Raw genomic sequence first — 12,039 nt, forward strand, 5'->3', positions numbered from 1 at the left:
TCCTTAAGTATCTGTTTTCAGGCCTTCCCGGGGCACGCTGGGACCCGGTTGGCGGTCTTTTGGACGGGCTGCTGCTTTTGCAGCTCTAAGTGCCGGTATTGCTTAGGTATTCTTTGGGGATAACCCGGGTTTTCAGGCCGGTTTTGCTACCCCTTATCCACAACCAACCCACAACATATAGTGGGTGGGTATGGGGTCAGGCACAAAGTGTAGGGAAGCAGCCCGGACGGCGCAAGCGCGAGCGTGAAAATATATTTATGGCTCGGGAAACAACTACTTGCGAGGGGTTCCTGCACAAGATTTGAGCAATGACGCGGGTGTGACGGCCCCGGGAGGGGGTCCACGAGCTTGTCCCAAGGGACAAGTGCCCTCGCAGAGGGGCGGGGCGCAGAATCTTTGCTCCCGACACAGAGCTCAATCAGAGGAAAAATCCCATGCCCGCGACCCCGTCCACCCGCATCGATCACTTCTTCTCCGGAGCCGAAGCACGGCTCGATCGCTGGCGCGAGCTGAGCCGCGCCGTGCAGGTGTGGGCGGCGAAGAACGACGCCGCGTCCCGCACGGCCGTGAATACAGCGCTAAAGGAGCTGCTGCCCTTCGAGGATTTCCAGGCTTATCCGGGCACGCGCCTCGTGGCCTCGATGCGCGACCGCATCAAGGCCGGCGACACGGTGGGCTCGGCTCGCATCGTGCAGCGCATCTCCGCATCCCTCATGTCGCGCGCCTACCGCTCGGAAGCCGGCGAGTGGGAGACGGAAGACGAGCAGTCCGGCGGCGGCGAACGCCAGATGCCCACGGCCTCGGGCGATCCGAGCGCCCGCCCCTACTTCGAGGTGCTGGTCGTGGCGCCCTCGCCCAGCCAGAAGTGGCCGGCGCAGATCCAGAACATGCGCAAGCTCCGCCGCAACCTCGACGCCTTCATCTACGAGCCGGTGATCGTCGGCAACTTCGAGGACGCGGTCCTGGGCGCCATGCTCAACACGAACGTGCAGTCCGTCCTTATCTATGACGGCTTCCCCTTCGCCTCCACGCACAACGCGCCCGTGATGCGCCAGTTCCTCATGGCGTACCTGGACATCAAGGCCGACGACCTGGCGCCCCACGATTACGGCGTGCGCCTCGCCCAGGCCATCAAGAAGATCCGCCCCGAGCTGGACATCTTCCTGCTCTCCGACCGCAACGCCGAGGCCATCGCGGCCGATCCGGCGGCCGATTGCGTGAGCCGCGTCTTCTACGACGTCGAGGAGCCGCTCGAGATCCACCTCTCGATCCTCCAGGGCGTGCAGGACCGCTACGCCACGCCCTTCTTCGACAATTTGAAGAAGTACGCGCAGAAGCCGGTGGGCACGTTCCACGCGCTGCCGGTCGCGCGCGGCAAGTCGATCTTCAAGTCCAACTGGATCCGCGACATGGGCGAGTTCTACGGGCCCACGCTCTTCCTCGCGGAATCGTCGGCCACCAGCGGCGGCCTGGATTCGCTGCTCGAGCCCACGGGCAACATCAAGAAGGGCCAGGAGATGGCGGCCCGCGCCTTCGGGTGCGACCACGTGTTCTGGGTCACGAACGGAACTTCGACCTCCAACAAGATGGTCGAGCAGGCGCTGCTGCAGCCGGGCGACATCGTCGTGGTGGACCGGAACTGCCACAAGTCGCACCACTACGGCTGCGTGCTCGCCGGTGCGCAACCGTACTACGTCGAAGCGTTCCCGATGACGGAGTACTCGATGTACGGGGGCGTGCCGGTCCGCGAGATCAAGAAGGCGCTGCTGGACCTCAAGGCCGCGGGGCGCCTGGCCAAGGTGAAGATGGTGATCCTCACCAACTGCACCTTCGACGGCCACGTCTACAACACCAAGCGCGTGATGGAGGAGTGCCTGGCCATCAAGCCGGACCTGATCTTCCTGTGGGACGAGGCGTGGTTCGGCTTCGCCCGCTTCTCGCCCTTCTATCGCGGCCGCACCGGCATGGGCGCGCGCGATGAGCTGAAGCGTGCGTTCAAGGACCCGGCCTATAACGAGGCGTACAAGGCCCAGGCCGCGAAGTTCGGCAAGGACCTGAACCCGAAGGACAAGCGGCTGCTCGACGCGCGCCTGATCCCGGACCCGAAGAAGGTGAAGCTGCGCATCTACTCGACGACCTCGACGCACAAGTCGATGTCGGCCTTGCGCCAGGGCTCGCAGATCCACGTGGGCGACGAGGAATTCCACACCGTCATCGAGAGCTTCCACGAGTCGGTCTTCACGCACGCCTCCACGTCGCCCAACCAGCAGATCATCGCCTCGCTCGACATCGCGCGCCGGCAGATGGAGCTGGAAGGCTACGAGCTCGTAATGCGTTCGATCCAGCTGGCACTGGAGCTGCGCCGCAGCGTGAACAACCACCCGCTGGTCTCGAAGTACTTCCGCATGCTCTCGGTCGAGGAGATGGTTCCGTCCGAGTTCCGCCCCTCGGGAATGAAGGACCACATCCAGGACGGCATCACCTGGATGGACGCGGTGAAGTCGATCCGCGACGACGAGTTCGTCCTCGATCCCACGCGCCTCACGCTCATGTGCGGCACCGCGGGCTTCGACGGGACGCAGTTCAAGGGCATCCTCGCCTCCGAGTACGGCATCCAGTTGAACAAGACGTCGCGCAACTCCGTGCTCTTCCAGACCAACATCAACAACACGCGCAGCGACGTGGCGAACCTGATGAAGGTGCTGGTCGAGATCGCGAAGAAGGTCGATGACACGCTCACCAACGGCGACGAGAACACGCGCAAGACCTTCAACGCGCGCGTGAAGTCGCTGGTGGAGGACGTGCCGAACCTGCCGAACTTCAGCTACTTCCATGACAAGTTCCGCGACAACCCGAAGGGCACCACGCTCGAGGGCCACATGCGCGAGGCCTTCTACATGGCCTACAACCCCGAGGGCTGCGAGCACGTGAAGCTCTTCAGCTCCGAGGCCGACAAGCGCGCGCGCGGCGGGCTGCCGCTCGTGTCCGCGAACTTCGTGATCCCCTACCCGCCGGGCTTCCCGATCATGGTGCCGGGGCAGGTCATCAAGCCCGACACGATCGAGTTCATGCGCAAGCTCGACGTGAAGGAGATCCATGGGTACGACAAGGATCTCGGCCTCAAGCTGATCTCGCCGGCGGCACTGGGCGAAGGCCGGCGCAAGGCCGCGGCAGCGAAGGCACGGCCGGCAGCGAAGAAGGTGGCACGGAAGGCGAAGAAGGCTCGCAAGTAACGACGTCAGGACAACTCATAGAGGGGGCAACGTCATGGATTCCGTTTTCAAGTTCCTTGCAGCCAATCCGTTCATGCTGCTGTTCGTCACCGTGGGCTTGGCGGTGTGGATCGGCAAGTTCTCGATCAAGGGCTACGGCTTGGGGGCCGTGGCCGCGTCGATCGTCGTGGGCTGCGCGCTCTCGGTGTGGGCTTCGGTCTACGGCGTGAAGCTCGAGCTGAACAACTTCGCCAAGAGCCTCTTCTACTATCTGTTCATGTACGGCGTGGGCCTGCGGGTCGGCCCGTCGTTCATCAACAGCCTGAAGGGTGACGGCCTCAAGTTCACGTTCCTGGCCTTCGTCTCCAGCGTCATCGGCCTCGGCCTCTGCGTGATCGGCGCGAAGCTGATGGACCTCCCGATGGGCGCCGCGGGCGGCATGCTTGCCGGCTCGCAGACGATGTCGGCGGCGATCGGCTCGGCGGAGCAGGCCGTGACGCAGGGTGCGGTGAAGCTGGCGGACGGTACGACGGCCGAGCAGGTCTCGGCGATGATCGCGCTCTCCTACGGCATCACCTATATCTGGGGAACGGTCGGCATCATCCTCATCTGCAAGTACCTGCCGACGTGGTGGGGTGTCGATGCCCGCGCCGCGGCCAAGCAGTACGAGGCGGAATTCGGCGTGAAGAGCGCCGACGGCGAAGGCCTCACGGGCTACCAGCAGTTCAGCCTGAGGGCCTACGTCCTCGAGAACGCGAAGTGGGACGGAAAGACCATCAAGGACTTCCGGGCGGAGAACCCGGAGTACCGCATCGTGAACGTGCGGCGCGGCGACGAGCTTCTCGGCGCCGATCCGAACCTCGTGCTGAAGTCCGGCGACTCCATCGCCCTCGGCGGCGCCCGCGCGGCGCTCACCGACAAGATGGGTTTGATCGGCCGCGAGGTGGATGACGCGAAGGTCCTCAACATCCCGCTCGACCAGGCCGAGATCCTCGTCACGAACAAGGAGTTCATCGACAAGCCCTTGCGGGAATTCCGCAACACCGATGCGGCGGGCCAGGTGCAGATCACGAAGATCGAGCGCGCCGGCAACCCGATCCCGCTGGGCCTGGACATCAAGCTCCAGCGGATGGACGTGGTGTTCGTCGCGGGCTTGAAGAGCGCCGTGCAGCGCGTGGGCGACCTGGTGGGCCGTATCGCCCGTCCCAGCACCGCCACCGACCTGCTCACGCTCTCGATCGGCATGATCCTGGGCTTCGTGATCGGCCTGATCCAGTTCCCGGCCTTCGGCTCGAACGTGGGCCTGGGCAACGCGGGCGGCCTGCTGGTGGCCGGCGTGATCGTGTCCTCGCTGCAGTCGCGGCTGCGCTTCTTCGGCAACACGCCGAACGCCGCGAGGAACATCCTCGAGGACATGGGCCTGATCATCTTCGTGTGCATCGTCGGCATCAACTCGGGCAACTCGCTGCTCACGCAGCTCACGGGCGCGATCGCACTGAAGATCTTCATCGTCGGCTTCATCGCCTGCACCATCCCGCCGATCGTGGTTTGGGCCATCGGGTATCACTTCTTCAAGATCAACCCGGCGGTGCTGATGGGCGGCGTGGCAGGAGCGCGCAGCCACTCGGGTCCGTGCCGCGAGGCGGCGCACGAGATCAACAGCTCGGTGCCGTGGATCGGCTTCCCGGTCGGTTATGCCGTGTCGGGGGTGTTGATCACGGTGTTCGGGTACTTCGCGATGGTCTTGGCCCAGTAGCGGTACGGCGCCGATGGCCGGGTTCGTCATGAAGCAGGCGGGCAGCGTGCCCGCCCGCTGGGACCAGGCGATCGGCGTCTTCGATTCGGGCAGCGGCGGCATGGTCGCCGCTTCCTACCTCGCGCGGATGCTGAAGGACTCCGGCATTGCCGCCGGAACGTACTTCTTCGGCGACACCGCCAACCTCCCGTACGGCAAGCGAACGCAGGAGAACGTCGCCGCCCTCTCCGACGCGGTGATCGAGCGGCTGGCGCCTGTCTGCCCGGTCATCGGCATCGCGTGCAACACGGCGAGCGCGGCGTGGAGCAACTTCGGGCGCGCCGGAAAAGCGGGCACGCGCCCGCAGGTGTTCAGCGTCGTCCAGGTGGCCGCCGAGCTCGGCTACGAGCGGGCGCGCACCGTGCTCGACGCGCGCTCCAACCTGCGGACCAAGGTCGTCGGCGTGCTGGGCACCGAACTCACGGCCACCATCCAGTCGCACGCGGCGGTGATCGTGCAGCTCCACCGCGCCGCGCTCAGCAAGGCGATCGGCCACGAGCTGCCGCTCGTGCCCTACGAGTTCGGTCCCGCCGGCCTTCGTCCCACGCTGCCGGCCGGCACCATCGACTTCGCCACCACGCCGCACATCGGGGTGCTGCGCGAGGACGAGCAGGCGCCCGGCGGCACCACGCGCGCGGCGATCGTGAACTGGGACCCGCCCGCGGAGCTGCCCCAGGCGGTACGCATCGTGGCCCGCGACGCGCAGAAGCTCGTGGCGGCCGTGGACGTGGCGCACATCCTCGACGAGGAGGGCCGCGTGAAGATGGAGTGGCGCGATCGCCTCTCCGAGTACCTCGCGCAGGTCTCGCAGGACCTCATGCAGCGCCGGGCGACGTCGCTCATCCTCGGATGCACGCACTTCGAATACTTCGAGCGCGATTTCTCCATGCTGCTGCCCACGCTCGCGGCGCGCGGCGGCATCGTAAGCCCGTCGGGCGCGCTCGCCACGCGGCTGCTCGACGCCTACCTCGCCTACATCGAGGCGCATCCCGTGCAGCCGGTCGTCGAGGCGCGCGCGGCGTGCTTCCAGTTTTCCGGGGAACGGCCGCCCGACGCCACGTTCAAAGCACTGGGCCTCGCGGAAGTCACCCTGGTTTCCCCGACCTGAACTCACTCAAAGAAAAGGAGCTCCTCCATGTTGCGATTCCTCACATCCCTCTTCGCTGTCCTCGCCCTCGCGGTGCCGGTCTCGTCGGCCTGGGCGGACTCGTACAGCGACACCATCAACCTCTTCAAGAAAGCCGGCGCGAGCGGCCGGTTCTTCGACAATGCCTATGGGTACGCGGTCTTCCCGAACATCGGGAAAGGCGGCGTGGGCATCGGCGGCGCCTACGGCAAGGGCCACGTCTACCAGAAGGGGGCGTATGTCGGCGACACCTCGATGACGCAGGTGAGCGTCGGGCTGCAGCTCGGAGGCCAGGGCTACAGCATGATCGTGTTCTTCGAGGACGAGCGCGCGTTCAAGGAGTTCACCGGCGGCAACTTCGAGTTCGGCGCCGAAGCTTCGGCGGTCGCGATCACGGCGGCGGCCAACGCGAAGGGCAGCACGGCCGGTTCGTCGGCGGGCGCGAGCGGCGGCAAGAACGACGCCGTCACCGCGGGCCACAAGTACAACAAGGGCATGGCGACCTTCACCATCGCCAAGGGCGGCCTGATGTACGAGGCCTCCATCAGCGGGCAGAAATTCAACTACAAGCCTAGGAAGGCGTAACCGGAGGCTGCAGCAACGCCAGCCGCTCGCGCAGCGGCGGCACGCAGTTCGCGCCCTGCTCCGCCAAAGCGGCGGACAGGGCGTCCATCCCCAGCCGCATCACCGCGATCACGCGGGCCACGTCGACGTCGATGGCCTGCCCCACCTTCTGCTCGCGCTGCGTGTCGCGCACGGCCTTCACGACGGCCGCAATGGCGTCGTGCACCTTGCCCTCGGCAACCCGCGGCCGGATCTCGCCGCGATCCAGCGCGTCCAGCAGCCCGGCCGTGGCCTGCAGCACCTGGAGCGCGGCACGCTGGAGGTCGTCGTGCCCGCGCACCGGCCACACGAAGAACGTCACGGCGAGCCCCGCCACGATGCCCACGGCCGTGTTCGCCGCGCGCATCAGGTCGTACTCGAGGGCATTGGCGCCATGCATGGCGAGCGTGATGATGCCGATGGTGACGCCGATCCGCGCCACCGGCACGCCCCAGCCGAAGCCCACCGCGATCAGCGCCGTGAGCGCGACGGAAGCGCCCACCGACCAGAAGTTGGGGCCCACGAGCGCGGTGATGATCATCGCGGAGGCCATCCCCGCGATCGTGCCCTTCACGCGGTTCATGGACGTGGCGAGGTCCTCGCCGACGCTGGTGCCGACGACCAGCGACGCCGTGAACGCGCTGTAGACCGCGTACTGGTTGTATTGCCCGAGCGTGAGCAGGTAGCCCAGTCCGGCCGCGATGCCGACCTTGGCGCAATAGCGCCACTGCGAGCCGTTCAGCTTGAACGTCACTGCTGCGCGGGCGGCTTCGGGGGCGGTTCGGGCGGCACCCAGCCGCCGCCCAGCGCGCGGTAGAGCGCCACGACCGCGGAGAGCTGCAGGCGCTGCGCGTCGGCCACGGAGAGCTCGGCCGCGAAGAGCTGGCGCTCCGCATCGAGGAGGTCGAGGTAGCTCGAGTAACCGTTGTCGTAGCGCAGGTTCGCGAGCCGGTAGGCGCGGCGTAGCGCGCTGACCGACTGCTGGCGCGCCGACACGCGCTCCGAGGACTGGCGCGTGGCCGTGAGCGCGGAGCGCGTCTCCGCGAACGCCTGGATCACCGTGTTGCGGTACGCCGCGATCGCCGCGCGCTCGCTCGCCGTGGCGAGATCGACCTGGGCCGCCGTCCGCCCGCTGTTGAAGACCGGCATGGTGAGCGCGCCCACGAAGCTCCACGCGCGCGCCGGCCCCGAGAAGAGGTCGCCGAACGCGAGGCTCTCGCCGCCATAGGCGCCGGTGAGGCCGATGACCGGGAAGTAAGCCGCGCGGGCACCGGCGATGCGCGCCTGGGCCGCCCGCAAGGTCTGCTCCGCTTCCTGGATGTCGGGGCGGCGAAGCAATAGATCCGAAGGCATGCCCTCGGGCAGCGCGGGCGGCACGGGGATCACGTCGATGTCCTTGCCGCGGACCACGCCGCCTTCCACGAGCTCGCGCGGGCTCATGCCGGTCAGCGCCGCGAAGGAGCCTTCGGCGCTGGAGAGCGCATCCTGGATGTCGGGGATGGCGGCGCGCGCGGTGGCGAGCTCGTTCTCCGCCTGGCGCACGTCGAGCTCGGAGGTGATGCCACGCGAGAAGCGCTTCAGGCGCAGGTCGTACGAGGCCACGCGCGACTCGAGCGTCCTGCGGGCGACGTCGAGCTGCGCATCGAGCGAGCGGATGAGGAAGTAGGTGAGCGCCACCTGCGAAGCGAGCTCGAGCTCCACCGCATCGCGCGCGTATGTGGAGGCGAGGAGATCGGACCGGGATGCGGCCACCTCATTGCGCAGCCGTCCCCAGAGATCGACCTCCCACGACGCGGTGAGCCCCGCTTGATAAACCGTGGTGGGACCCGTGGGCGGCGGGTTCGTATCCTGCGAGAGGCGCGCGCGGCCGGCGCCAGCCTGGGCGTCGAACGACGGGAAGAGGAAGGAGCGCGAGGCGCCGAGTCGGGCCTGCGAGGCATCCACGCGCGCCATCGCGGCCTCGAGCGTCGGGCTCTGCGCGAAGGCCATGGCGATCGCCTGGTCCAGCACCGGGTCCTGGAAGCTCTTCCACCAGTCCTTCACGACCGGCGTGACGACCATGCCCGCCGGCGCCTCGGTGGGCGGCAGGTTGTATTGCGGCGTGCACGCGGCGAGCAGCGCCGCGATGGCCGTGATGGCGAGCGGCCTAGTCGTCATGGCCCGCCTCCGGAACGGCCGCCGGCGGTGGCGCGGACTTCTTCCCGCCGGAGCCGATGATCAGCCGGAAGAAGAGCGGCACGAAGAAGATCGCGATGAAGGTCGCCGCGAGCATGCCGCCGATCACGGGCCAGCCGAGCGCATGGCGGCTCGCCGCACCCGCGCCGCTGGAGAGCACGAGCGGCACGCAGCCGAGGATGAACGCAAGCGAGGTCATCACGATCGGCCGGAAGCGTTGCCGCGCCGATTCGATCGCCGCCTCGCCCGGCGGCAAGCCCTCCTCCATCTTGAGCACGGCGAATTCCACGATCAGGATCGCGTTCTTCGCCGCGAGGCCCACGAGGGTCACGAGGCCCACCTGGAAGTACACGTCGTTGTTGAGGCCGCGCAGCCACACCGCGAGGACGGCGCCGAAGAGCGCGAACGGCACGGCCGTGATCACCGCGAACGGCAGCGACCAACGCTCGTACTGCGCCGCGAGGATCAGGAACACCATGATGATGCCGAAGCCGAACGCGAACACCGCGGTGCCCGACGCCTGCTTCTCCTGGAACGCGCTGCCGGTCCACGCGAGCGAGTAGTCCGTGGTGGACACCTCGTTCACCACCTCCTCCAGCGCGGCGATGACCTGGCCCGTGGACGTGCCCTGCGCGGGCGTCGCGACGATCTTCGCCGCGGGGAACACGTTGAAGCGCTCCACCAGCTCCGGACCCGGGATCTTCGAGGTCCGCACGAGCGCGTTCAGCGGAATCATGTCGCCGGTATTCGAGCGCACGAAGACGTTGCGGATGTCCTCCGGGTTCGCGCGGAAATCCGCCTCGCTCTGGATCTGCACCTTGTACGTGCGGCCGAACTTGTTGAAGTCGTTCACGTACAGCGAGCCGAACGTGGCCTGCAACGCGTCGAAGATCGAGTTCACGGGCACGCCGATCGCCTTGGCCTTCTCGCGGTCCACGTCGAGGAAGACTTGCGGCACCGTGGGCTTGAACGTGGTCGTGATGCTCGCGAACTCGGGGCGCTTCTGCGCGGCCTCGACCACCTTCTGGGCCTCGGCGCCGATCGCGGCGGACGGCGCGCCGGTGCGGCTCTGCAGGTAGGCCTCGACGCCGCCCGTGGTGGAGAGTCCGATGATCGGCGGCGGGTTGAAGGCGAAGAGCAGGCCTTCCTTCACGGCCCCGTTGGCGGCGAGGGCTCTCTTGGCGAGCGCGAACGAATCCTGGCCCGGGCCCTTCCGCTCCTCCCAATCCTTGAGCGTGATGAACATCGCGCCGGCGTTGGGGCGGATGGTGCTGGAGAGCAGGTCATAGCCCGGCAGCGCGATGATGTACTTGGTCTCCGGGAACTTGCCGATGACGGCCTCGGCGCCGCGGATCGTCGCGTCGGCGCGGCTGAACGAGGCCGCGTCCGGCATGATCGAGGCCATCATGATGTAGCCCTGGTCCTCGTCGGGGACGAGCCCGCCCGGCACGTGCTTGAAGAGCAGGAACATGCACCCCAGCAGCACCAGGATGAGCGTGAACGCGATGGCCACCCGCCGCGAGATGAACGCGACGCCGCCCGCGAACTTCTGCGTGAGCTTCTCGAAGCCGGTGTTGAACGCGCGGAAGAAGCGGTTGGGCTCGTGGTGCCCGGGCTTGAGGAGGATCGCGCACAGGGCGGGCGTCAACGTGAGCGCGACGATGCCCGAGATGGTCACCGAGATCGCGATCGTCACCGCGAACTGCTTGTACATCTGGCCGGTGAAGCCTCCCATGAACGCCACGGGGACGAACACGGCGCAGAGCACGAGCACGATCGCCACCACCGGGCCGGAGACCTCTTCCATCGCCTTGATGGCCGCGTCCTTCGGCGAGAGATGCTCCTCCTTCATCAAACGCTCGACGTTCTCCAGCACCACGATCGCGTCGTCCACGACGATGCCGATGGCGAGCACCAGGCCGAAGAGCGTCAGCAAATTGATCGAGAAACCGAGGGCATACATGCCCGCGAAGGTGCCGATGAGCGAGATCGGCACGGCGATCGAGGGGATCAGCGTCGCGCGGATGTTCTGCAGGAAGAGGAACACCACGAGGAACACGAGCACGATCGCCTCGAAGAGCGTGTGCACGACTTCCTTCACCGAGATGCGCACGAAGGTCGTCGTGTCGTAAGGCACGTCGTAGCGCATGCCCTGCGGGAAGCGGGCCTTGGCGTTCTCCAGCGTCTCGTAGACCTTGTCCGCCACGCCGAGCGCGTTGGCGCCGGGCTGCTGGTAGATGCCGATCAGCGCGGCGGGCTTGCCGTTCACGCGCGCCTGCATCGAGTAGTCCTTGGCCGCGATCTCGACCCGCGCCACGTCCTTCACGCGGATGCGCGAGCCGTCGGACGACGAGCGGATGATGATCTCGGCGAACTCCTCGGGCTCCTCGAGGCGGCCCTTCGTGGTCACCGTGTACGTGAACTCGACGGGCTTGTTGAGGGGCTCGGCACCGATCTTGCCCGCGGCGAACTGCGCGTTCTGCTCCTTGATCGCGTTCACGACGTCGGTGGGCGTGAGGCCAAGCTGCGAGAGGCGGTCCGGCCGCAGCCAGATGCGCATCGCGTAGTCCTTGGCGCCCATGATCGTCGCGTCGCCGACGCCGGGGATGCGCTTCATCTCGTCGAGGATGTTGAGATCCACGTAGTTCGAGAGGAACACCTGGTCGTGCGCGGGATTGTCCGAGGTGATCGAGGCGAAGAGGAGGATCGACGTGGACTTCTTCTTCACCGTGACGCCCTGGCGCTTCACTTCCTCGGGCAGCACCGGGAGCGCGGCCTGCACGCGGTTGTTCACGTTGATCGTCGCCTGGTCGGGATCGGTGCCGATCGCGAAGTAGACGTTGAGCGTCATCGTGCCGTCGGCGGAGGCGGCCGACTGCAGGTAGATCATGTCCTCGACGCCGTTCACCTGCTGCTCGATCGGAGCGGCGACGGTCTGCGAGATCACGTCGGGCGAGGCGCCGGAGTAGAACGCGCTCACCGAGACCACGGGGGGCAACAGGTTCGGGTACTGCTCGATCGAGAGCGCCTTCATCGCGCCCAGGCCGCCCAGCACGATGATGATCGAGATGACGCTCGCGAAGATCGGTCGCTCGATGAAGAACTTGGAGAACATTTCGCGGGGCCTT

Annotated in this window: 7 protein-coding genes; 4 read left to right on the top strand and 3 right to left on the bottom strand. The window is 66.9% G+C overall.

Features of this window, described 5'->3' with window-relative positions:
* The first annotated feature begins 434 nt into the window (after positions 1 to 434).
* The 4 genes from DSM104443_RS16200 to DSM104443_RS16215 are packed head-to-tail and all read left to right on the top strand — an operon-like array spanning position 435 to position 6,718.
* A complete protein-coding gene (locus tag DSM104443_RS16200) occupies positions 435 to 3,233 on the top strand; it encodes an aminotransferase class I/II-fold pyridoxal phosphate-dependent enzyme (protein WP_171094046.1) in 2,799 nt (932 codons plus the stop codon).
* Positions 3,234 to 3,267: 34 nt separating this feature from the next.
* Positions 3,268 to 4,968: an aspartate:alanine exchanger family transporter gene (locus DSM104443_RS16205; protein WP_171094048.1), complete on the top strand. Its 1,701-nt coding sequence runs from the start codon at positions 3,268 to 3,270 to the stop codon at positions 4,966 to 4,968.
* A 13-nt stretch (positions 4,969 to 4,981) separates the two neighbouring features.
* The gene (locus tag DSM104443_RS16210; protein WP_171094050.1) at positions 4,982 to 6,115 is read left to right on the top strand and encodes a hypothetical protein; all 1,134 of its coding nucleotides are present in this window, start codon (positions 4,982 to 4,984) and stop codon (positions 6,113 to 6,115) included.
* A gap of 27 nt (positions 6,116 to 6,142) precedes the next feature.
* Entirely contained in the window at positions 6,143 to 6,718 is a 576-nt protein-coding gene (locus tag DSM104443_RS16215; RefSeq protein ID WP_171094052.1) for a YSC84-related protein, read from the top strand.
* Here DSM104443_RS16215 and DSM104443_RS16220 read toward each other — a convergent pair.
* From DSM104443_RS16220 to DSM104443_RS16230, 3 genes are read right to left on the bottom strand one after another with little or no spacing between them, the layout of a single operon-like run.
* The gene (locus DSM104443_RS16220; RefSeq protein ID WP_171094055.1) at positions 6,705 to 7,490 is read right to left on the bottom strand and encodes an FUSC family protein; all 786 of its coding nucleotides are present in this window, start codon (positions 7,488 to 7,490) and stop codon (positions 6,705 to 6,707) included. The genes DSM104443_RS16215 and DSM104443_RS16220 overlap by 14 nt on opposite strands.
* Complete coding sequence (locus DSM104443_RS16225) at positions 7,487 to 8,893, bottom strand: efflux transporter outer membrane subunit (protein ID WP_171094057.1); 1,407 nt, start codon at positions 8,891 to 8,893, stop codon at positions 7,487 to 7,489. The genes DSM104443_RS16220 and DSM104443_RS16225 overlap by 4 nt, the downstream gene beginning before the upstream one ends.
* The gene (locus DSM104443_RS16230; protein ID WP_171094059.1) at positions 8,883 to 12,026 is read right to left on the bottom strand and encodes an efflux RND transporter permease subunit; all 3,144 of its coding nucleotides are present in this window, start codon (positions 12,024 to 12,026) and stop codon (positions 8,883 to 8,885) included. The genes DSM104443_RS16225 and DSM104443_RS16230 overlap by 11 nt, the downstream gene beginning before the upstream one ends.
* Between the last annotated feature and the right edge of the window lie 13 nt (positions 12,027 to 12,039).

Origin of the sequence: Usitatibacter rugosus (genome assembly GCF_013003965.1) — a bacterium.
Classification (GTDB): domain Bacteria; phylum Pseudomonadota; class Gammaproteobacteria; order Burkholderiales; family Usitatibacteraceae; genus Usitatibacter; species Usitatibacter rugosus.

Excerpts from the sequence above, each read along its gene's own strand:
- DSM104443_RS16200 (WP_171094046.1), top strand. The coding sequence starts at position 435 with ATGCCCGCGACCCCGTCCACCCGCATCGATCACTTCTTCTCCGGAGCC.
- DSM104443_RS16205 (WP_171094048.1), top strand. The coding sequence starts at position 3,268 with ATGGATTCCGTTTTCAAGTTCCTTGCAGCCAATCCGTTCATGCTGCTG.
- DSM104443_RS16210 (WP_171094050.1), top strand. The coding sequence starts at position 4,982 with ATGGCCGGGTTCGTCATGAAGCAGGCGGGCAGCGTGCCCGCCCGCTGG.
- DSM104443_RS16215 (WP_171094052.1), top strand. The coding sequence starts at position 6,143 with ATGTTGCGATTCCTCACATCCCTCTTCGCTGTCCTCGCCCTCGCGGTG.
- DSM104443_RS16225 (WP_171094057.1), bottom strand. The coding sequence starts at position 8,893 with ATGACGACTAGGCCGCTCGCCATCACGGCCATCGCGGCGCTGCTCGCC.
- DSM104443_RS16230 (WP_171094059.1), bottom strand. The coding sequence starts at position 12,026 with ATGTTCTCCAAGTTCTTCATCGAGCGACCGATCTTCGCGAGCGTCATC.